The sequence below is a fragment of the Undibacterium pigrum genome (assembly GCF_003201815.1).
Lineage (GTDB): Bacteria > Pseudomonadota > Gammaproteobacteria > Burkholderiales > Burkholderiaceae_D > Undibacterium > Undibacterium pigrum.
Map to the genome: position 1 here is coordinate 1 of NZ_QJKB01000005.1, position 19619 is coordinate 19619.

The 19619-nt window shown below is 48.7% G+C and carries 34 protein-coding genes; 33 read left to right on the forward strand and 1 reads right to left on the reverse strand.

Annotation, left to right across the window (positions count from 1 at the left end; translation table 11 throughout):
* From DFR42_RS15385 to DFR42_RS15545, 33 genes are all read left to right on the forward strand, one after another.
* The coding region (locus tag DFR42_RS15385; protein ID WP_484418525.1) for an EF-Tu C-terminal domain-related protein at nucleotides 1-93 on the forward strand (93 nt) is incomplete at its 5' end.
* Between the two features lie 132 nt (nucleotides 94-225).
* A complete protein-coding gene (gene rpsJ, locus DFR42_RS15390) occupies nucleotides 226-543 on the forward strand; it encodes a 30S ribosomal protein S10 (RefSeq protein ID WP_110255911.1) in 318 nt (105 codons plus the stop codon).
* Between the two features lie 224 nt (nucleotides 544-767).
* Nucleotides 768-1424, forward strand: a complete 657-nt coding sequence (rplC, locus tag DFR42_RS15395; protein ID WP_110255912.1) for a 50S ribosomal protein L3 — start codon at nucleotides 768-770, stop codon at nucleotides 1422-1424.
* 3 nt (nucleotides 1425-1427) lie between these two features.
* Nucleotides 1428-2051 (forward strand): 50S ribosomal protein L4, encoded by a 624-nt coding sequence (rplD, locus tag DFR42_RS15400; RefSeq protein WP_110255913.1) that lies wholly within the window; start codon nucleotides 1428-1430, stop codon nucleotides 2049-2051.
* Complete coding sequence (gene rplW, locus DFR42_RS15405) at nucleotides 2048-2362, forward strand: 50S ribosomal protein L23 (RefSeq protein ID WP_110255914.1); 315 nt, start codon at nucleotides 2048-2050, stop codon at nucleotides 2360-2362. The genes rplD and rplW overlap by 4 nt, the downstream gene beginning before the upstream one ends.
* 2 nt (nucleotides 2363-2364) lie before the next feature.
* On the forward strand, nucleotides 2365-3192 hold the full coding sequence (gene rplB / locus DFR42_RS15410; RefSeq protein WP_110255915.1) for a 50S ribosomal protein L2: 828 nt from the start codon (nucleotides 2365-2367) through the stop codon (nucleotides 3190-3192).
* A 10-nt stretch (nucleotides 3193-3202) separates the two neighbouring features.
* Nucleotides 3203-3478: a 30S ribosomal protein S19 gene (rpsS, locus tag DFR42_RS15415; protein ID WP_110255916.1), complete on the forward strand. Its 276-nt coding sequence runs from the start codon at nucleotides 3203-3205 to the stop codon at nucleotides 3476-3478.
* Between the two features lie 6 nt (nucleotides 3479-3484).
* Nucleotides 3485-3817: a 50S ribosomal protein L22 gene (rplV, locus tag DFR42_RS15420; RefSeq protein ID WP_174244915.1), complete on the forward strand. Its 333-nt coding sequence runs from the start codon at nucleotides 3485-3487 to the stop codon at nucleotides 3815-3817.
* Nucleotides 3818-3826: 9 nt separating this feature from the next.
* Nucleotides 3827-4660, forward strand: coding sequence for a 30S ribosomal protein S3 (gene rpsC, locus DFR42_RS15425; RefSeq protein WP_110255917.1), 834 nt, complete (start codon nucleotides 3827-3829; stop codon nucleotides 4658-4660).
* Between the two features lie 2 nt (nucleotides 4661-4662).
* Nucleotides 4663-5082, forward strand: a complete 420-nt coding sequence (gene rplP / locus DFR42_RS15430; RefSeq protein ID WP_110255918.1) for a 50S ribosomal protein L16 — start codon at nucleotides 4663-4665, stop codon at nucleotides 5080-5082.
* A gap of 12 nt (nucleotides 5083-5094) precedes the next feature.
* Nucleotides 5095-5286 carry a 50S ribosomal protein L29 gene (rpmC, locus tag DFR42_RS15435; RefSeq protein WP_110255919.1) on the forward strand — a complete coding sequence of 64 codons (192 nt, stop codon included), beginning with the start codon at nucleotides 5095-5097 and terminating at the stop codon, nucleotides 5284-5286.
* The gene (rpsQ, locus tag DFR42_RS15440) at nucleotides 5286-5558 is read left to right on the forward strand and encodes a 30S ribosomal protein S17 (RefSeq protein ID WP_110255920.1); all 273 of its coding nucleotides are present in this window, start codon (nucleotides 5286-5288) and stop codon (nucleotides 5556-5558) included. Before rpmC ends, rpsQ begins: the two co-directional genes overlap by 1 nt.
* 239 nt (nucleotides 5559-5797) lie before the next feature.
* On the forward strand, nucleotides 5798-6166 hold the full coding sequence (rplN, locus tag DFR42_RS15445) for a 50S ribosomal protein L14 (protein WP_006464924.1): 369 nt from the start codon (nucleotides 5798-5800) through the stop codon (nucleotides 6164-6166).
* A 9-nt stretch (nucleotides 6167-6175) separates the two neighbouring features.
* Complete coding sequence (rplX, locus tag DFR42_RS15450; RefSeq protein ID WP_110255921.1) at nucleotides 6176-6490, forward strand: 50S ribosomal protein L24; 315 nt, start codon at nucleotides 6176-6178, stop codon at nucleotides 6488-6490.
* 4 nt (nucleotides 6491-6494) lie between these two features.
* Nucleotides 6495-7034, forward strand: coding sequence for a 50S ribosomal protein L5 (gene rplE, locus DFR42_RS15455; RefSeq protein WP_110255922.1), 540 nt, complete (start codon nucleotides 6495-6497; stop codon nucleotides 7032-7034).
* A gap of 7 nt (nucleotides 7035-7041) precedes the next feature.
* Nucleotides 7042-7347, forward strand: coding sequence for a 30S ribosomal protein S14 (rpsN, locus tag DFR42_RS15460; RefSeq protein ID WP_110255923.1), 306 nt, complete (start codon nucleotides 7042-7044; stop codon nucleotides 7345-7347).
* A gap of 14 nt (nucleotides 7348-7361) precedes the next feature.
* Nucleotides 7362-7757, forward strand: coding sequence for a 30S ribosomal protein S8 (gene rpsH / locus DFR42_RS15465; protein ID WP_110255924.1), 396 nt, complete (start codon nucleotides 7362-7364; stop codon nucleotides 7755-7757).
* A gap of 10 nt (nucleotides 7758-7767) precedes the next feature.
* A complete protein-coding gene (rplF, locus tag DFR42_RS15470) occupies nucleotides 7768-8301 on the forward strand; it encodes a 50S ribosomal protein L6 (RefSeq protein WP_110255925.1) in 534 nt (177 codons plus the stop codon).
* A 12-nt stretch (nucleotides 8302-8313) separates the two neighbouring features.
* Nucleotides 8314-8676 (forward strand): 50S ribosomal protein L18, encoded by a 363-nt coding sequence (rplR, locus tag DFR42_RS15475; RefSeq protein WP_110255926.1) that lies wholly within the window; start codon nucleotides 8314-8316, stop codon nucleotides 8674-8676.
* 12 nt (nucleotides 8677-8688) lie between these two features.
* Nucleotides 8689-9207, forward strand: coding sequence for a 30S ribosomal protein S5 (gene rpsE, locus DFR42_RS15480; protein ID WP_110255927.1), 519 nt, complete (start codon nucleotides 8689-8691; stop codon nucleotides 9205-9207).
* Between the two features lie 10 nt (nucleotides 9208-9217).
* On the forward strand, nucleotides 9218-9397 hold the full coding sequence (rpmD, locus tag DFR42_RS15485) for a 50S ribosomal protein L30 (protein ID WP_110255928.1): 180 nt from the start codon (nucleotides 9218-9220) through the stop codon (nucleotides 9395-9397).
* Nucleotides 9398-9425: 28 nt separating this feature from the next.
* Nucleotides 9426-9857 (forward strand): 50S ribosomal protein L15, encoded by a 432-nt coding sequence (gene rplO / locus DFR42_RS15490; protein ID WP_110255929.1) that lies wholly within the window; start codon nucleotides 9426-9428, stop codon nucleotides 9855-9857.
* Nucleotides 9858-9882: 25 nt separating this feature from the next.
* The gene (gene secY, locus DFR42_RS15495) at nucleotides 9883-11220 is read left to right on the forward strand and encodes a preprotein translocase subunit SecY (protein ID WP_110255930.1); all 1338 of its coding nucleotides are present in this window, start codon (nucleotides 9883-9885) and stop codon (nucleotides 11218-11220) included.
* 23 nt (nucleotides 11221-11243) lie between these two features.
* Nucleotides 11244-11462, forward strand: a complete 219-nt coding sequence (gene infA, locus DFR42_RS15500; protein ID WP_005663428.1) for a translation initiation factor IF-1 — start codon at nucleotides 11244-11246, stop codon at nucleotides 11460-11462.
* 33 nt (nucleotides 11463-11495) lie between these two features.
* Nucleotides 11496-11609: a 50S ribosomal protein L36 gene (gene rpmJ / locus DFR42_RS15505; RefSeq protein ID WP_014004415.1), complete on the forward strand. Its 114-nt coding sequence runs from the start codon at nucleotides 11496-11498 to the stop codon at nucleotides 11607-11609.
* 28 nt (nucleotides 11610-11637) lie between these two features.
* Nucleotides 11638-12003, forward strand: coding sequence for a 30S ribosomal protein S13 (gene rpsM / locus DFR42_RS15510; protein ID WP_110255931.1), 366 nt, complete (start codon nucleotides 11638-11640; stop codon nucleotides 12001-12003).
* A 31-nt stretch (nucleotides 12004-12034) separates the two neighbouring features.
* The gene (rpsK, locus tag DFR42_RS15515; RefSeq protein WP_110255932.1) at nucleotides 12035-12439 is read left to right on the forward strand and encodes a 30S ribosomal protein S11; all 405 of its coding nucleotides are present in this window, start codon (nucleotides 12035-12037) and stop codon (nucleotides 12437-12439) included.
* A 246-nt stretch (nucleotides 12440-12685) separates the two neighbouring features.
* Entirely contained in the window at nucleotides 12686-13309 is a 624-nt protein-coding gene (gene rpsD, locus DFR42_RS15520; protein ID WP_110255933.1) for a 30S ribosomal protein S4, read from the forward strand.
* A 104-nt stretch (nucleotides 13310-13413) separates the two neighbouring features.
* Nucleotides 13414-14391 (forward strand): DNA-directed RNA polymerase subunit alpha, encoded by a 978-nt coding sequence (locus DFR42_RS15525; protein WP_110255934.1) that lies wholly within the window; start codon nucleotides 13414-13416, stop codon nucleotides 14389-14391.
* Nucleotides 14392-14515: 124 nt separating this feature from the next.
* Nucleotides 14516-14911 carry a 50S ribosomal protein L17 gene (rplQ, locus tag DFR42_RS15530; RefSeq protein WP_110255935.1) on the forward strand — a complete coding sequence of 132 codons (396 nt, stop codon included), beginning with the start codon at nucleotides 14516-14518 and terminating at the stop codon, nucleotides 14909-14911.
* 240 nt (nucleotides 14912-15151) lie between these two features.
* Nucleotides 15152-15481, forward strand: coding sequence for a divalent-cation tolerance protein CutA (gene cutA / locus DFR42_RS15535; protein ID WP_110255936.1), 330 nt, complete (start codon nucleotides 15152-15154; stop codon nucleotides 15479-15481).
* Complete coding sequence (gene dsbD, locus DFR42_RS15540) at nucleotides 15478-17331, forward strand: protein-disulfide reductase DsbD (RefSeq protein ID WP_110255937.1); 1854 nt, start codon at nucleotides 15478-15480, stop codon at nucleotides 17329-17331. The genes cutA and dsbD overlap by 4 nt, the downstream gene beginning before the upstream one ends.
* A 99-nt stretch (nucleotides 17332-17430) precedes the next feature.
* The gene (locus DFR42_RS15545; protein ID WP_110255938.1) at nucleotides 17431-18069 is read left to right on the forward strand and encodes a peroxiredoxin; all 639 of its coding nucleotides are present in this window, start codon (nucleotides 17431-17433) and stop codon (nucleotides 18067-18069) included.
* Nucleotides 18070-18150: 81 nt separating this feature from the next.
* Here DFR42_RS15545 and sbcB read toward each other — a convergent pair whose 3' ends face one another.
* Nucleotides 18151-19587, reverse strand: a complete 1437-nt coding sequence (gene sbcB / locus DFR42_RS15550; protein WP_110255939.1) for an exodeoxyribonuclease I — start codon at nucleotides 19585-19587, stop codon at nucleotides 18151-18153.
* Between the last annotated feature and the right edge of the window lie 32 nt (nucleotides 19588-19619).

Here is a 19619-nt window from a genome sequence, read left to right on the forward strand (position 1 = left end):
AACCCGATCGCGATGGAAGAAGGCTTGCGCTTCGCTATCCGTGAAGGTGGCCGTACAGTCGGTGCTGGCGTTGTTGCTAAAATCATCGAGTAATATCTGCTGTAATTTGTAGTATACTAGTTGGCTGTCGTATTGAATTTAATGCGGCAGCCAATTTAGTTTTCGCTCTTTATTAAATATGCCGGCGGCTCTGCCGTACCTGGCTCGCTCTTTATAGGAATGAACATGTCCACACAAAATCAAAAAATCCGTATCCGTCTGAAGGCTTTCGATTACAAACTGATCGATCAGTCCGCTCTGGAAATCGTAGAAACAGCCAAGCGCACTGGCGCTGTTGTTAAAGGCCCAGTTCCTTTGCCTACACGTATCCAGCGTTTCGACGTACTGCGTTCCCCGCACGTGAACAAAACTTCCCGTGATCAATTTGAAATCCGTACTCACCAGCGTTTGATGGACATCGTTGACCCAACTGACAAAACAGTTGACGCGTTGATGAAACTCGATCTGCCAGCTGGCGTTGACGTAGAAATCAAACTGCAATAATTCTTATTGATTTGAAAATACTGATGCAAATTAGTATTTTCAGAAAAATACTGAAAATTCGACATACCACAATTTTTCGAAAATTCAAATAAATTAGTCTTGTAAATAAAAAATTTGCGGGCTATAATCGAAGGCTTAGATGTAGGTCAGCTCCGGCTGGCCTATTCGTTTAAGTTTTTTAAACATCAGCCTCACCCAATCGTAGGTGAGAATGGAGAAAACAAATGAGCTTGGGCCTAGTTGGTCGCAAGGTTGGTATGATGCGCATCTTTACAGATGATGGGGATTCGATTCCTGTTACTGTTTTGGACGTATCCAACAACCGCGTGACGCAAGTCAAAACTCCTGAAACAGACGGTTACTCCGCTGTTCAGGTAACTTTCGGTCAGCGCCGTGCATCCCGCGTAACAAAAGCGGCTGCCGGTCACCTCGCAAAAGCAGGTGTTGAAGCTGGTACTGTATTAAAAGAATTCCGTATTGATGCTGCTAAAGCTGCTGAACTGAAAGCAGGCGATGTTGTGCCTGTTGGTATGTTCGAAGCTGGTCAAAAAGTAGACGTGCAAGGCGTAACGATTGGTAAAGGCTATGCCGGTACTATCAAACGTCACCATTTCTCTTCTGGTCGTGCAACTCACGGTAACTCCCGTTCGCATAATGTACCTGGTTCTATCGGTATGGCGCAGGATCCAGGTCGTGTATTCCCTGGTAAGCGCATGACTGGTCATCTGGGTGATGCAACTCGCACTGTGCAAAATCTGGAAATCGCTCGCGTAGATGCAGAGCGTCAGTTGTTGCTGGTGAAGGGTGCCGTGCCGGGTGCAAAAAATGGTCAGGTGATTGTATCTCCTGCTGTTAAAGTTAAAGCCAAGAAGGGAGCCTAATCCATGGAACTGAAGCTCCTAAACGAACAAGGTCAAGCAGCGTCGAACGTAGTCGCTCCTGATACTATCTTTGGTCGTGACTACAATGAAGCCTTGATCCATCAAGTCGTCGTTGCATTCCAAGCCAATGCTCGTAGCGGTAATCGCAAACAAAAAGATCGTGAAGAAGTCCATCACACAACCAAGAAGCCTTGGCGTCAAAAAGGTACTGGTCGTGCACGTGCTGGTATGTCTTCTTCTCCATTGTGGCGTGGCGGTGGTCGTATATTCCCGAACACACCTGATGAGAATTTCTCTCACAAAGTTAACAAAAAGATGTATCGCGCAGGTATCTGCTCGATTCTGTCTCAGTTGGCTCGTGAAGGTCGTTTGAATGTGGTTGACGATGTTACTGTTGACGCACCTAAGACAAAACTGTTGTCCGACAAACTGAAAGCAATGGGTTGCCTGGATTCCGTCCTGATCATCACTGACGAATTCAACGAAAACCTGATGTTGGCAGCGCGTAACCTGGTAAACGTTTTGGTTGTTGAGCCACGTTATGCTGATCCAGTTTCTTTGGTGTTCTACAAGAAAGTGTTGATCACTAAGCCAGCACTGGCAAAGATTGAGGAGATGCTGGCATGAGCGCACAAGTCAAAATTAGCGAAGAACGCCTGATGAAGGTGTTGCTGGCTCCTGTTATTTCTGAAAAAGCAACTATGGTTGCTGAAAAGAATGAGCAAGTGGTTTTCCTGGTTATGCCAGATGCAACCAAGCCAGAAATCAAAGCTGCCGTCGAATTGCTGTTCAAAGTACAAGTTGAATCCGTACAAGTAGCGAATCGTCAAGGTAAACAAAAACGTACCGGTAAATTTAATGGCCGCCGCAATCATACAAGACGCGCTTTTGTATGCTTGAAGCCAGGTCAGGAAATTAACTTCACTGAGGGGGCATAAGCATGGCACTCGTTAAGATGAAGCCAACCTCACCAGGTCGTCGTGGTATGGTGAAGGTAGTGACAGAAGGCCTGTACAAAGGTCGTCCGTTCGCTGCTTTGTTGGAAAAGAAATCAAAAACTGCTGGCCGTAATAACAACGGTCACATCACTACCCGTCATATCGGTGGTGGTCACAAGCAGCATTATCGTCTGGTTGACTTCAAACGCACCAAAGATGGTATCCCTGCAAAAGTAGAACGTATTGAATACGATCCTAACCGTACAGCACACATTGCTTTGTTGTGCTACGCGGATGGTGAACGTGCATACATCATTGCCCCTAAAGGCATGGCTGCTGGTGATCAGGTCATGAACGGCTCTCAAGCGCCGATCAAATCTGGTAACTGCTTGCCTATCCGTAATATCCCGGTCGGTACAACTATGCATTGCGTAGAAATGCTGCCAGGTAAAGGTGCTCAGATTGCACGTACAGCTGGTGCTGGCGTTGTCCTGATGGCACGCGAAGGTACTTACGCTCAGGTTCGTCTGCGCTCCGGTGAAGTTCGTCGTATTCATATCGAATGCCGCGCGACTATCGGTGAAGTAGGCAACGGTGAGCATAACCTGCGCAAAATCGGTAAAGCTGGTGCAATGCGTTGGCGCGGTGTTCGTCCTACCGTTCGCGGTGTGGTCATGAACCCGGTCGATCACCCGCACGGTGGTGGTGAAGGTAAAACTGCAGCCGGCCGTCACCCAGTATCACCATGGGGTCAGCAAACCAAGGGTAAGAAGACTCGTCGCAACAAGCGCACTACTTCGATGATCGTCTCACGCCGTGGCAAGAAATAAGGGATAAAACATGACACGTTCATTGAAAAAAGGGCCGTTTTGCGACGCCCACCTGGTGAAGAAAGTCGAAACCGCGCAAGCGACTAAAGACAAAAAACCAATCAAGACTTGGTCCCGTCGTTCGACAATTATGCCGGACTTCATCGGTTTGACCATTGCGGTTCATAACGGTAAGCAACACGTACCAGTTTATGTTTCCGAAAACATGGTTGGTCACAAGCTCGGCGAATTCGCGCTGACCCGTACGTTCAAGGGTCACGCTGCCGATAAAAAGGCTAAGAGATAAGGACCGATGATGGAAACTAAAGCAAATTTGCGCGGTGTGCGTCTGTCTGAGCAAAAAGGTCGCCTGGTGGCTGACCTGATTCGCGGTAAAAAAGTAGATCAGGCATTGAATATCCTGGCATTCAGCCCTAAAAAAGGTGCTGCGATCATCAAGAAAGTGTTGGAGTCTGCAATTGCAAACGCCGAGCACAATGATGGCGCGGATATCGACGAGCTGAAAGTAAAGACTATCTATGTCGAAAAAGGTGCGATTCTGAAGCGCTTCACAGCACGCGCTAAGGGTCGTGGTGATCGTATCTCTAAACAATCCTGTCACATTTATGTGACCGTTGGTAACTAAGGAGTCACGATGGGACAGAAGATACATCCAACCGGTTTTCGTTTGGCAGTAACACGTAACTGGTCTTCTCGTTGGTATGCTGGCAATGGTAACTTTGCCACTATGCTCATCGAAGATCTGAAGGTACGTGAATACCTGAAGAAGAAACTGAAAAACGCGTCTGTAGGCCGCATCGTTATTGAGCGTCCTGCTAAAAACGCACGCATCACGATATACAGCTCCCGTCCAGGCGTTGTGATCGGTAAAAAAGGCGAAGACATTGAAGTATTGAAAGCCGACTTGTCGAAATTGATGGGCGTGCCAGTGCACGTCAACATCGAAGAAATTCGCAAGCCAGAAATCGATGCTCAACTGATCGCTGATTCTATCGCTCAGCAACTGGAAAAACGCATCATGTTCCGCCGCGCGATGAAACGTGCGATGCAAAATGCAATGCGTTTGGGCGCTCAGGGTATCAAGATCATGTCTGGTGGTCGTTTGAACGGTATCGAGATCGCACGTAAAGAATGGTATCGCGAAGGCCGTGTGCCTCTGCATACTCTGCGTGCTGACATCGACTACGGCTTTGGCGAAGCATCCACAACTTACGGCATTATTGGCGTAAAAGTATGGGTCTACAAAGGCGATCGTTTGGCAAATGGCGATGCGCCTGTTATCGAATCGACACCGGAAGACGACAAAAAACGTCGCGGTCCACGTCGTGATGATGGCAAGCCAAATAGCCGTCCACGCGCCAAGCGTCCAGAAGGACAAACACCGACGACCGGCGCAGCAGCCCCGGCAGCCAAGCGCGTACGCGCAAAAGCTGACGCTGCAGCACCGGCTGAGAAAGCAGGAGAATAATCATGCTGCAACCAGCACGCAGAAAATATCGTAAGGAACAGAAAGGCCGTAACAAGGGTATCTCGCATACTCGTGGTACAGCAGTTTCCTTCGGTGAGTTTGGCTTGAAGGCAGTTGGTCGTGGTCGTATCACAGCGCGTCAGATTGAAGCAGCGCGTCGTGCAATGACTCGTCACATTAAACGCGGTGGCCGTATCTGGATCCGCATTTTCCCGGACAAGCCAATTTCCCAGAAACCAGCGGAAGTCCGTATGGGTAATGGTAAAGGTAATCCAGAGTACTACGTTGCCGAGATTCAACCAGGCAAAATGTTGTACGAAATGGATGGTGTCGATGAGACGCTGGCACGCGAAGCGTTCCGCTTGGCTGCAGCTAAATTGCCGCTGTTGACAACGTTCGTCGTCCGTCAAGTCGGCCAATAATAGGAGTTGTAAATGAAAGTATCTGAACTCCAAGGTAAGGATCAGGCGGCTTTGACCAAAGAACTGAATGAATTGTTGAAGGCACAATTCAGCCTGCGTATGCAAATCGCTACGCAACAGCTGACTAACACTTCTCAATTGAAGAAAGTTCGTCGTGACATCGCACGTGTGAAAACCGTCATGAACCAGAAGGATGCCAAATAATGAACGATCAAGTTAAAGTCGCACTGAAGCGCACATTGATTGGCAAGGTTGTTTCCGACAAGATGGACAAAACCGTAACAGTGGTTGTTGAACGTCACGTTAAGCATCCTTTGTACGGCAAGATCATCGTCCGTAGTGCTAAGTACCACGCACACGATGAAGCGAACCAGGCAAAGGCCGGCGACACCGTTGAAATTCAAGAAGGTCGTCCTATCTCCAAGACTAAAGCTTGGACAGTGACACGTGTGGTTCAAGTCGCACAAGTAGTATAAATTTATTGCACAAAAAGTTTTTTGGTGTAATAATGATGGGCTGTCATTTGCAAAGTATGCGAGTGGCAGCCTAAATGTCTTTCATAACGCCCTCTTGTTGTGAAAGTGGTTAAAAAATCGTCCACCTAATCAGTTGGCTCGTGCATTGTAGGTTATGTAGGGGTTAGCTGGCGGGACCAAGACTGACTACAAATTTGCATTGTGCAAGTTGTGTGGATTAAGTTGGGAAAGAGAACATTATGATTCAAACAGAAAGCCGGCTGGAAGTGGCTGACAATACTGGTGCGCGCGAAGTTCTGTGCATTAAAGTGTTGGGCGGTTCCAAGCGTCGTTATGCGGGTATTGGTGACGTAATTAAAGTCACTGTTAAGTCTGCTGCTCCGCGCGGTCGTGTAAAAAAAGGTGAAATTTACAACGCCGTTGTCGTGAGGACAGCTAAGGGTGTTCGTCGTCAAGATGGCTCGTTGGTCAAATTTGATGGCAATGCTGCAGTATTGTTGAATGCAAAACTTGAGCCTATCGGTACTCGTATTTTCGGCCCAGTAACACGCGAACTGCGTACTGAGCGCTTCATGAAAATCGTGTCTTTGGCTCCAGAAGTGCTGTAAGGGGTCGTGATGAATAAAATTCGTAAAAACGACGAAGTCATCGTCTTGACGGGTAAAGACAAAGGTAAACGCGGTCAGGTGCAAGTTTGCATCGATAGCGATTACGTTGTTGTTGCAGGTATTAACGTCGCTAAAAAAGCTGTTAAGCCTAACCCAATGACTGGCGCAGTAGGTGGCATCGTGGATAAAGTGATGCCGATTCATGTGTCGAATGTTGCATTGTTTAATGCAGCGTCTGGCAAAGCAGACCGTGTAGGCTTCAAGGTAGTGGATGGCAAGAAAGTCCGTATCTACAAGTCGACTGGCGAAGTTGTGAAGGCATAACATCATGGCCCGTCTACAAGCAATATATAAAGATAAAATCGTTGGTGAACTGACTGAAAAGTACGCGTACAAATCAGTTATGGAAGTTCCACGCATCTTGAAAATCACCCTGAACATGGGTTTGTCTGAAGCAATTGCAGACAAAAAGATTATTGAGCATGCAGTTGGTGACCTCACCAAGATTGCTGGTCAAAAACCAGTAGTTACCAAAGCTCGCAAAGCGATCGCTGGTTTTAAAATCCGTGAAGGTTATCCAATTGGTTGTATGGTAACTTTGCGTGGCGCTCAGATGTATGAATTCCTGGACCGTTTCATCACAGTGGCTCTGCCACGTGTACGTGACTTCCGTGGCGTTTCTGGTCGTGCGTTTGATGGTCGTGGTAACTACAATATCGGTGTCAAGGAACAGATCATTTTCCCTGAAATCGAATACGACAAGATCGACGCGTTGCGTGGTATGAATATCAGTATCACGACAACAGCAAAGACCGACGACGAAGCGAAAGCACTCCTCGCCGCATTTAAATTTCCGTTCAGAAACTGAGGTCGCCATGGCAAAACTGGCACTGATTAATCGTGAGCAAAAGCGTGCAGACCTGGTGAAGAAATTCGCTGGTAAGCGTGCCGAATTGAAGGCCATCATTGATGACCAATCAAAGACTGAAGAAGAGCAGTACGCTGCCCGTCTGAAGTTGCAGGCATTGCCACGTAACTCCAATCCGACTCGTCAGCGTAACCGCTGCGCTTTGACAGGTCGCCCACGTGGAACATTCCGTAAATTCGGTTTGGGCCGTATTAAACTCCGTGAAGTCGCCATGCGTGGTGAAATCCCGGGTATGACTAAAGCCAGCTGGTAATAGGAGAATAAGCAATGAGTATGAGCGATCCTATCGCCGATATGCTGACCCGCATCCGTAACGCACAAGTTGTTCAAAAGACTGTCGTCGCGATGCCGTCCTCCAAAGTAAAGATCGCAATTGCGAACGTACTTAAAGACGAAGGTTACATTGAAGATTTCGCAGTTTCTGAAACTGCAGGTAAGTCCGAATTAAAAATCGGCTTGAAATATTACGCAGGACGTCCTGTGATTGAACGCTTGGAACGTGTATCACGTCCAGGTCTCCGTATTTACAAAGGTAAAGACGAGATCCCAAGTGTCATGAACGGTTTGGGAGTGGCGATCGTTTCCACACCACAAGGCGTCATGACTGACCGCAAAGCGCGCGCAACCGGTGTCGGTGGCGAAGTGATTTGCTACGTCGCCTAAGGAGTGAAAGATGTCTCGAGTAGGTAAGATGCCAATCGCTTTGCCGGCAGGTGCTGAAGTCACCATTTCGACAGAGCAGATTACAATTAAAGGCCCACAGGGCGTGTTGTCTCAAGCCTTGAACGGCCTGGTGACAGTTGCGAACGACAATGGCACTTTGAGTTTTTCCCCAGCTAATGATGGTCGTGAAGCCAATGCGATGAGCGGTACCCTGCGTGCCCTGGTCAATAACATGGTTAACGGCGTCACTAAAGGTTTCGAAAAGAAACTGAATCTGGTCGGTGTTGGTTACAAAGCGCAAGCGCAAGGCGACAAATTGAATTTGTCTCTTGGTTTCTCGCACCCGGTTGTTCACGCAATGCCAGCTGGCGTTACATGCGCAACACCAACTCCAACTGAAATCCTGATCAAAGGGATTGATAAGCAAAAAGTTGGTCAGGTTGCCGCTGAAGTTCGTGCATACCGCAGTCCAGAGCCTTATAAAGGCAAAGGCGTTCGCTATGCGGACGAAGTGGTTGTGATTAAAGAAACCAAGAAGAAGTAATAGGGGTTGACGATGGACAAGAAACAATCACGTCTGCGCCGCGCACGTCAAACCCGTGCCAAGATCGCAGAACTCAAAGTGAACCGCCTGGCCGTGCATCGCACAAACCTGCACATCTATGCAAACATCATTGGCCCAGACGCCAAAGTGTTGGCATCGGCTTCTACCGTAGAGGCAGAAGTACGTGCAGAGTTGGCTGGCAAGTCTGGTGCAGGCGGCAACGCTGCTGCAGCGAGCTTGATCGGCAAACGTGTTGCAGAGAAGGCAATCAAAGCAGGGGTTACCGAAGTTGCGTTTGACCGCTCCGGTTTCCGTTACCACGGTCGCGTCAAGGCGCTTGCAGAAGCAGCCCGTGAAGCTGGCTTGAAGTTCTAAGGAAAATTTGTCATGGCAAAAATGCAAGCAAAAACAGCAGCCGACAAGCCGGATGATGGCATGCGCGAAAAAATGATCGCGATCAACCGCGTGACCAAAGTGGTCAAGGGTGGTCGTATCATGGGTTTCGCGGCGCTGACAGTCGTTGGTGACGGCGATGGCCGTATCGGTATGGGCAAAGGGAAATCGAAAGAAGTTCCTGTTGCTGTACAAAAAGCGATGGAAGAAGCACGTCGTAAGATGATCAAAGTGACTTTGAAGAACGGTACTCTGCAACACACCGTTACTGGCAAGCACGGCGCGTCTTCCGTCATGATTTCTCCAGCAAAAGAAGGTACTGGCGTTATCGCCGGTGGTCCAATGCGCGCGATTTTTGAAGTAATGGGTATTGTTAACGTCGTGGCGAAATCCAACGGCTCCACAAATCCATACAACATGGTTCGTGCAACTTTGAATGGTTTGGCCAAGATGAGTACTCCATCTGAAATCGCTGCAAAGCGTGGCAAAACTGTTGAAGAAATTCTCGGTTAAGGAGCACCTCATGTCTAAGACAGTAAAAGTGCAATTGGTTAAAGGTTTGATCGGCACACGCCAGGATCACCGTGCAACTGTACGTGGCCTGGGTCTGCGTCGTGTTAATTCAGTTTCCGAATTGGAAGACACGCCATCCGTACGTGGCATGATCAATAAAGTCTCGTATCTTGTGAAGGTTGTATCGTAAGCCGTCAGGTTTGCGATCGGAGCAAATTATGGAATTGAATACAATCCAGCCAGCTGATGGCGCAAAACACTACAAACGTCGTGTTGGTCGCGGTATCGGTTCAGGCTTAGGTAAAACAGCGGGTCGCGGTCATAAAGGCCAAAAATCCCGTTCAGGCGGCTTTCATAAAGTCGGTTTTGAAGGCGGTCAGATGCCTCTGCAACGTCGTTTGCCAAAACGTGGTTTCAAATCACTGGCAACACCGTACAAAGCAGAAGTTCGCCTGACAGATCTGGAAAACCTGCCAGTCACAGAGATCGACGTTTTGGCTTTGAAACAAGCTGGCGTAGTTTCTGAACTCGCACGTGTAGTCCGCGTGATCTTGTCTGGTGCTATCACCAAGAAAGTTTCTTTGAACGGCTTGATCGTCACTAAAGGCGCTAAAGCTGCAATCGAAGCTGCTGGTGGCACAATCGCTTAATTAAAGCAGACAACCGGAGCATTAATTGGCAACATCTCCACAACAAGCTAAAAGTGCTGCAAGCGGGTTTCCCTGGGGGCGACTCTGGTTCTTGCTGGCAGCACTGGTTGTCTACAGGATTGGTGCACATGTTCCTGTACCGGGTATAGACGCCAAAGTGCTGGAAGATATGTTCAAACAAAACCAGGGTGGTTTGCTGGGTATGTTTAATATGTTCTCTGGTGGTGCGATGCAGCGATTCACTGTATTTGCACTCGGTATCATGCCGTATATCTCTGCATCTATCATCATGCAGTTGATGTCGATAGTTTCTCCGCAACTGGAAGCTCTCAAAAAAGAGGGTGAATCCGGTCGTAGAAAAATTACGCAATTTACCCGGTATGGCACTGTGGTTCTGGCCTTAATCGAAAGTTACTTTATCGCATTTGGTCTGGAAGGTCAGGCCGGTCTGGTACTTGATCCTGGCATGGCATTTCGTTTAACGACGGTATTGTCGCTGGTGACGGGCACCATGTTCCTGATGTGGTTAGGTGAGCAAATCACTGAGCGAGGTCTGGGAAATGGTATTTCGATCATCATTTTCGCTGGTATCGCAGCAGGTTTGCCTGGTGGTCTGAGTAATTTGTTTGAACTGGTTCGCACCGGTCAGATGAGTAACTTTGCTGCTCTGGTTATCTGTGTTGTTGTACCTGCAGTAACGTTTGCAGTGGTGTATGTCGAGCGTGGTCAGCGCAAGATCCTGGTGAACTATGCAAAACGTCAGGTTGGTAACAAGATTTATGGTGGTCAAAGCAGTCATTTGCCACTGAAGCTGAATATGGCTGGTGTAATTCCTCCTATTTTTGCTTCTTCCATCATCTTGTTCCCGGCGACGATTACCAGCTGGTTTACTAAAGGTGCAGAGTCTTCAACAAGTGGTTTTATCACTTTCCTGAAGGATCTGGCTGCGTCGATGGCGCCTGGTGAACCTATACACGCTTTGTTGTATGCAATAGCGATCATTTTCTTCTGCTTCTTTTATACCGCTTTGGTATTCAACAGCAAAGAAACCGCTGATAACTTGAAGAAGAGTGGCGCTTTTGTTCCTGGGATACGTCCTGGCGACCAGACCGCACGCTATATCGACAAGATCTTGATGCGTTTGACGCTGGCAGGTGCGATTTACATTACGCTGGTTTGTCTGTTGCCAGAATTTTTGATTGCGAAGTGGAAAGTACCATTTTATTTCGGCGGAACGTCTCTGCTGATTATCGTGGTGGTGACCATGGACTTTATGGCGCAGGTACAGAACTATGTTATGTCCCAGCAATATGAATCGCTTCTTCGTAAAGCAAATTTCAAGGGCGGGATTCCTTCGAGGTAATCGCCCAGGGGACAGCAGATCGAATGGCAAAAGACGACGTTATACAGATGCAGGGCGAGATTCTTGAGAATCTTCCGAATGCAACATTTCGAGTTAAGTTGGAAAACGGGCATGTTGTACTTGGCCATATTTCAGGGAAGATGCGAATGAACTATATTCGTATTCTTCCAGGTGATAAGGTGACAGTGGAATTGACGCCTTATGATTTGAGCCGGGCGCGAATAGTGTTCCGTACCAAGTAAATTTAAAATGAACTAGAAGGAAAGAGGGCAAAAATGAAAGTTCTCGCATCAGTTAAGCGGATCTGCCGCAACTGCAAAATCATCAAGCGCAAGGGTGTTGTTCGTGTTATATGCACAGAACCACGCCATAAGCAGCGCCAAGGTTAATTTAACGTTATTGAACGAGGAATAACGAATGGCACGTATCGCAGGGGTTAATATCCCAAATCATCAGCATACCGTAATCGGCTTAACAGCTATCTATGGTATTGGCCGTCAACGCGCACAGAAAATCTGTGACGCAACAGGTGTTTTGACCAATAAAAAGGTTAAAGATCTGGATGACAACGAACTCGAGAAGCTTCGCGACGAAATCGGTAAATTTATCGTCGAAGGCGACTTGCGTCGTGAACTCTCCATGAACATCAAACGTTTGATGGACTTGGGTTGCTACCGTGGTCTCCGTCATCGTAAAGGCTTGCCTTGCCGTGGCCAACGTACACGCACAAATGCGCGTACTCGTAAGGGTCCACGTAAAGCAGCGCAATCTTTGAAGAAATAATCCAGGCTAGCCCGGATCCAAGGAAAACATTATGGCAAAAGCTCAAAATAACGCTGCAGCAGCACGTGCGCGTAAGAAAGTTAAAAAGAACGTTGCAGAAGGTATTGCTCACGTTCACGCTTCTTTCAACAACACCATCATCACGATCACTGATCGTCAAGGCAATGCGTTGTCTTGGGCAACTGCCGGTGGTGCTGGCTTCAAAGGCTCACGTAAGTCTACTCCGTTTGCAGCGCAGGTTGCAGCAGAGGCAGCTGGTAAAGTTGCGGTTGAATGCGGTATCAAAAATCTGGAAGTTCGTATCAAAGGCCCAGGCCCAGGTCGCGAATCTTCAGTACGCGCTTTGAACAATCTGGGTATCAAGATCTCCCTGATTCAAGACGTTACTCCAGTTCCACATAACGGCTGCCGTCCTCCAAAGCGTCGTCGTATCTAAGGAACACTAAGATGCTTGTTATTTGAGCATCTTACTAAGCAGATTTATTCTCTGCTGGCATTCTGGCGGAATCTCCGTTAGAATGCAGACCCGCCATTTCGTTGGCGGGTTTTGTGTTGTGGAAATTCTAGAGTGCACAAAAAATAATCAAAGGCTTAGCCTTTGTTGTTAAGACCACCGTCTGTTCGCAGGTAGATCAGACTAGCGTAGTGTAGAAAACATTACGTCATTTACAAGGAAAACATCGTGGCACGTTATATCGGACCAAAAGCAAAACTTTCCCGTCGCGAAGGCACGGACCTGTTCTTGAAGAGCGCACGTCGCTCCCTGGACTCTAAATGCAAACTGGACGCAAAACCAGGTCAACATGGTCGCACTTCTGGTGCTCGTACCTCTGACTACGGTAACCAATTGCGCGAAAAGCAAAAAGTTAAACGTATGTACGGCGTTTTGGAACGTCAGTTCCGCCGCTACTTCGCTGAAGCTGACCGTCAAAAAGGCAACACAGGCGAAACACTGTTGAAATTGCTGGAATCCCGTCTGGACAACGTTGCTTACCGTATGGGCTTCGGCTCCACACGCGCTGAAGCACGTCAGCTGGTGAGCCATAAAGCATTCACAGTCAACGGTATCGTTGTTAACATCGCTTCTTACCAAGTTAAAGCTGGTGACGTAGTTGCTGTTCGTGAAAAAGCGAAGAAACAAGTTCGTATCGCTGAAGCTCTGTCTCTGGCAGAACAATCCGGCATGCCTTCATGGGTAGCTGTTGATGCGAAAAAACTGGAAGGTACTTTCAAGTCCATGCCAGATCGTAGCGATATCGCTCACGATGTCAACGAATCCCTGATCGTTGAATTGTATTCTCGTTAATACTCAAGTTTCACCGCCTGCCTGTTTTACTACAGGCAGGCTTTTTTCTTTAATGCCGTCAGCCTTATCGGTGTAACGAACCGAGGGTATTGAAAAGGACATTCATGCAAAACAATCTGTTAAAACCACGTATTATCGATGTGGAAATGTTGGGTGCCGGTCACGCTAAAGTCGTGATGGAACCGTTTGAACGTGGCTATGGCCACACACTGGGCAACGCATTGCGTCGCGTACTGTTGTCCACTATGGTTGGTTATGCGCCGACTGAAGTTGTGATCGCTGGTGTAGTTCATGAATATTCTTCCCTCGATGGCGTGCAAGAAGACGTAGTCGACATCCTGTTGAACTTGAAAGGCGTAGTCTTCAAGTTGCATAACCGTGATGAAGTCACGCTGACATTGAAAAAAGATGGCGAAGGCGCTGTATTGGCTTCCGACATCGATCTGCCGCATGACGTAGAACTGATTAACCCAGATCACGTTATCGCCAATCTGACAGCCGGCGGTAAGCTGGACATGCAGATCAAGGTAGAAAAAGGCCGCGGCTATGTGCCAGGTAACGTTCGTCGCTTGTCTGAAGATGCGAACAAAACCATCGGTCGTATGATACTGGATGCGTCTTTCTCCCCAGTACGTCGTGTTTCTTACGCTGTGGAATCTGCCCGCGTTGAACAGCGTACTGATCTGGATAAACTGGTTATCAATATTGAGACCAACGGCGTTATCTCCCCAGAAGAAGCAATCCGTCAATCTGCCCGCGTGCTGGTTGATCAATTGAATGTCTTCGCTGCACTGGAAGGTACTGAAGCCGCTGCTGAAGCTCCATCCCGCGCACCTGCAGTTGATCCTGTCCTGTTGCGTCCAGTCGATGATCTGGAACTGACAGTACGTTCAGCTAACTGCCTGAAAGCAGAAAACATTTACTACATTGGTGATCTGATCCAGCGTAGCGAAAATGAACTGTTGAAGACACCAAATCTGGGTCGCAAGTCCTTGAATGAAATCAAGGAAGTTTTGGCTTCCCGTGGTTTGTCTCTGGGCATGAAACTGGAAAACTGGCCACCTGCTGGCCTGGAAAAATAATTTTGTCCAACGGGTGGGCTGAGACAGCCTGCCCGTTTTTTAACCGTAGTAAAAATAATTACCGGCCCGCGATAAGTTTGCTTATCGATAGAAGAGCTGGCATTTAAATCTGAAAGGAAATACCATGCGTCATCGTCACGGCTTACGTAAGCTGAATCGTACTTCTTCCCACCGTCTGGCAATGCTGCGCAACATGACAGTATCCCTGTTGCGTCACGAAGCCATCAAAACAACTTTGCCAAAAGCCAAAGAACTGCGCCGCGTTATCGAGCCGATTCTGACTTTGGGTAAAACCGACACACTGGCTAACAAGCGTCTGGCTTTCTCCCGTTTGCGCGACCGCGAAATGGTAGTCAAGCTGTTTGCTGAACTGGGCCCACGTTACGCAAATCGTAACGGCGGCTACCTGCGTATCCTGAAAATGGGTTTCCGCGTTGGCGACAATGCTCCTATGGCATACGTTGAACTGCTGGACCGCCCAGAAGGCGTAGATGCAGCTGATGCACCAGTTGCTGAGTAATTAGGCCTGGGCTTCATGCTCAATCCTGCTTAAGCTTAAAAAAGCCGTTCAGTGTAAACTGAACGGCTTTTTGCTTATGGGGCGCTGATGTATGCGCTCATCCGCATGGCAAGTCGCGACTAATACTCATGTAAGTCAATCATTTTCTTTCATGTGTGCTGTAATGCTTTTGTATGATGCACGACCAAATATCATGCAGGTTTTATTCAACTGATTGACGCTTTCAGCCTGGGAATAGCGATGGATAATGATAATGTGATCCTGGTATTGACCAATCTGCCAGACCGCGAAACCGCCAAAAAACTGGCCAGCCTGATCGTTACTGAAAAATTGGCTGCCTGCGTGAACATTTCTGCTGATATATTGTCCATCTACAACTGGGATGGTGAACAACAGGCCGACACTGAAGTGCAATTGATGATCAAAACCCGGCAAGCTTGCTATGCCGGGCTGGAAGCACTGATCATCGCCCAACATCCCTATGATCTACCCGAAATAATAGCCATCCCCCTGGTGGCCGGATTGCCGGCTTACCTGGACTGGGTGAGAAAAGAAACCGAAACGCCATGAATGCCTCAATACCGCTGTTTTCTGCACCCCTGCCAGCCAAGTCACAGAACTTCCGGATAGCACAGCTATGGCGCCTGTGTGCCCTGGTGTTTGCCATGTTGTTCGCATCCTTATTCTCATCCTTCGCCAGCGCAGAAGACTTCCTCGATCCTGAAGTCGCGTTCAAGGTATCCGCCAAAATGGCAGAGCCAGGCGTGGCCGAAGTCACTTTTACCATAGCAGACGGCTATTACCTTTACCGCGAACGTTTCAAATTCAGTTCCGACGATGCCAAACTCGGCGAAATCGACATGCCCAAGGGCAAGGTCAAGTTTGATGAAACCTTCCAGAAAGAAGTCGAGACTTACCGTAAATCCCTGGTGGTGCGCATACCTGTACAGGCTGCAGCAGATTTCACGCTGAACATAGGTCGTCAGGGCTGTGCCGATGGTGGTCTTTGTTATCCGCCGCTGGAAACGCCTGTCAAATTGCAGATAGCTGATGCGAGTGCCGCAAGCACACAATCAGCTGTGAATGCAGGCACTAACTCCGCTGCCAGTGCTGGTACAGAAAATAATGTCAAAACGGCAGAAGCCAGTCATGATGAAGAGACTAGCAGTATCAGTGCAGCCTTGAAGAGCGGCAGGCTGGTGCTGATCCTGCCCTTGTTTCTGTTGCTCGGTCTGGGTCTGTCGTTTACGCCCTGCGTCTTGCCCATGGTGCCTATCCTGTCTTTCATCATCGTGGGCGAAGGCACAGGCATCAAACGTAGCCGTGGTTTTCTCCTGTCCTTGTGCTATGCCCTGGGTATGGCGCTGGTGTACACCGCACTTGGTATTGCCGCTGGCCTGGTCGGTGAAGGCTTGTCGGCAACTTTGCAAAACCCCTGGGTACTGGGCGCATTCGCCTTGTTGATGGTGATACTGTCACTGTCCATGTTCAATGTGTATCAATTGCAGGTGCCAGCCGCCTTGCAAACCAAGTTGACTCAGGCATCTGAAGGCCAGCGCAATGGCAAACTGATAGGTGTGTTTTTCATGGGGGCTATTTCAGCCCTGATCGTCGGCCCTTGCGTGGCCGCACCACTGGCAGGTGCTCTGGTGTATATCAGCCAGACCCGTGATGTTGTTGTCGGTGGTTCTGCCCTGTTTGCCATGGCGATGGGCATGAGTGTACCTTTGCTGCTGGTAGGTATCTCGGCTGGCAGCCTGTTGCCACGTGCAGGCATGTGGATGGAAAGCATCAAGCGTTTCTTTGGTGTCCTGATGCTGGCCATGGCCTTGTGGATGATTAGCCCAGTGATACCTGTCTGGGCACAAATGCTGGGTTGGGCTATCTTACTGATCGCCTATGCCAGCTATCAATTATTCTTCCAGCGTAGCGGTATGTTTGCCAAAGCAGTATCTGTCATATTTTTCCTCCTGGGGACTGCGCAACTGGTCGGTGTTGCCACAGGCGGCCGTGATGTATTTTCCCCTGTTGCCCACTTGTACGGCGGTAGCACAGAACATGTGAAATTTACCCGTGTGCGCAGCATTGCCGAGCTCGATGCTGCCGTGGCGCAATCCAAGGGCAAGACGGTCATGCTGGATTTCTATGCGGACTGGTGTGTCTCCTGTAAAGAAATGGAAAAACTGACTTTCCCCGAAGCTAAAGTCAAAGCCAGGCTGGACAATATGCTCTTGCTGCAAGTCGATGTCACCGCCAATAATGCCGACGACAAAGCCTTGCTGAAGCGCTTTGGTCTGTTTGGTCCGCCAGGCATTATCTTCTTTGACGCACAGGGTAAAGAAATCCAGGGCCAGCGTGTCATCGGTTATCAGAATGCAGACAAGTTCCTGCAATCACTGAATCGTGCAGAAGGAAAATAAGACATATTCGAAGAATGTATAAGCATGCAACTAATCTATCCTTGAGTAAGCAGGGTAGAGCGGCTATATTCGAGTTCTCGTTTCTTTTTGGAGAAAAAAATGACTTTGCGTTTAGGCGATATCGCCCCTGATTTCGAGCAAGATTCTTCTATTGGTCCTTTGAAATTTCATGAATGGGCAGGCAATTCCTGGGTGGTTTTGTTTTCTCATCCAGCTGACTTCACACCTGTCTGCACGACAGAACTGGGCCTGACTGCAAAGCTCAAGCCAGAGTTTGACAAGCGCAATGTAAAAGCAATCGCCTTGTCAGTCGATGGTGCAGAATCCCATCTGCAATGGATCAAGGATATTGAAGATACACAAAAAACCGTCGTCGGTTTCCCTATCGTTGCTGATGCTGACAAGAAAGTTGCAGCACTGTATGACATGATCCATCCTAACCAGTCCGAGACTGTTACGGTGCGTTCTTTGTTCGTCATCGATCCGAACAAAAAAGTTCGCCTCATCATCACTTACCCGCTGACTACAGGCCGTAATTTTGACGAAGTCTTGCGCGTCATTGATGCCCTGCAATTGACAGATGGTTATACCGTTGCGACACCAGGTAACTGGCGCGATGGCGATGACGTGATCATTCCTCTGTCTATCAAGGATGAAGAAGTCATCAAACAAAAATATCCTAAGGGTTATACCGCGGCACGTCCGTACCTGCGTGTGACGCCACAACCCAACAAGTAAGCCGATATCTAGTTACCAAAAGCAAAAAGCCACGAATGTATCGTGGCTTTTTGTTTTGCTGTTCTGGAAAGAAGATGACGCTTATCTCGACGGCACTATCATTTCAGCATAGTCATACAAAGCACCCAAAATCTCTTCTGCCGCTTCATCTGCTGTTTCTGACAAAGTATCGATCTCATTGAAATACATTTCCACCGTCCTGGCATTGCCCGCACCATCAAGCAGACGTGCGGCGCGGTGTTCTTCCCAGTTTTCCTGTTCTTCCATGCTCAGGCTGTCATGGAAGTTGCGTGCGCGGTAGCGGAACAGTAATTCAGTCAGGCGCGGGTCCTGGAAGCTGACGCTGGCCTTGGCCAGTTGCGTGCCATTCATGCGGCGCAAGTCATTCAAGACACGACGGTCACCGGCACCGACAAAGCCGCCGTACAAATCTTCGTCGACATCGCTGACTGCGGCCTCAGGGCGGGCATATACCTCTTCCCATATCGCCTTGGCAGAGTCCGGCAGGGACGCTGCCTTGATGATGTGCTCTTGCACCTGATGCATATTGATCTTCCAGCGCTCAGCCATGGGCGCTGACAAGGTTTTCAGGTTGCCGATGACGATGGGGGATTTGTTGATGTGTATACTTTTTACCGGCAGGCGCTGCACGCCTTCAGGCAAAGCATCGCTCTTGCTGAACATGCGTAGCTGTATGGTCTCAGCATCCAGTCCGGCCAGTTCTGACGGATCATGGGCCAGGTCCCAGGCGATGACTTCATTCTTGTTCTTGGGATGCATGGCCAGTGGCCACATGACGGCCAGGCAACCGCGTTCAACCGGGAACATGCCAGACACATGCAGAAACGCTTTGTTCAGGACCGGCATATCAATTTCTGCCGCTACCTTGTCTTTCTTGTGCAAGGCAAAGCAAAAATCAAATAGCTTGGGCTGGCGTTCGCGTATCAGGCGTGCCAGTGCTATCGTGGCACGCACATCTGACAAGGCATCATGGGCTGCTTCATGTGCAATGCCATTCGCCTTGGTCAGATGCTCAAGGCGAAAGCTGGGCTTGCCTTCATCATTCTTTGGCCAGTTGATACCCTCAGGGCGCAACGCATAACAGGTGCGCACCATGTCCATGATGTCCCAGCGGCCGCAATTGTTTTGCCATTCGCGCGCGTATGGATCGATAAGGTTGCGCCAGAACATGAAGCGGGTAATTTCATCATCGAAGCGTATGGTGTTATAGCCCACGCCTATGGTGCCGGTCTTGCCCAGTTCCTGTTCTATCTTTGCTGCAAATTCATGTTCAGGTATGCCGCGCTCCAGGCAGGTTTGTGGCGTGATATGGGTGATCAGGCAAGACTGTGGGTCAGGCAAAAAATCATTGGCGGGCTGGCAGTACAGCATGACTGGTTTGCTGATTTCATTAAGCTCGGCATCGGTGCGGATGGCGGCAAATTGCGCAGGCCTGTCGCGACGAGCGACAGCGCCAAAGGTTTCATAGTCATGCCAGAGAAAAGTATGTTCTTGCATTGGTATTTAAATTTTTTTGTGTGTTCTGAAAT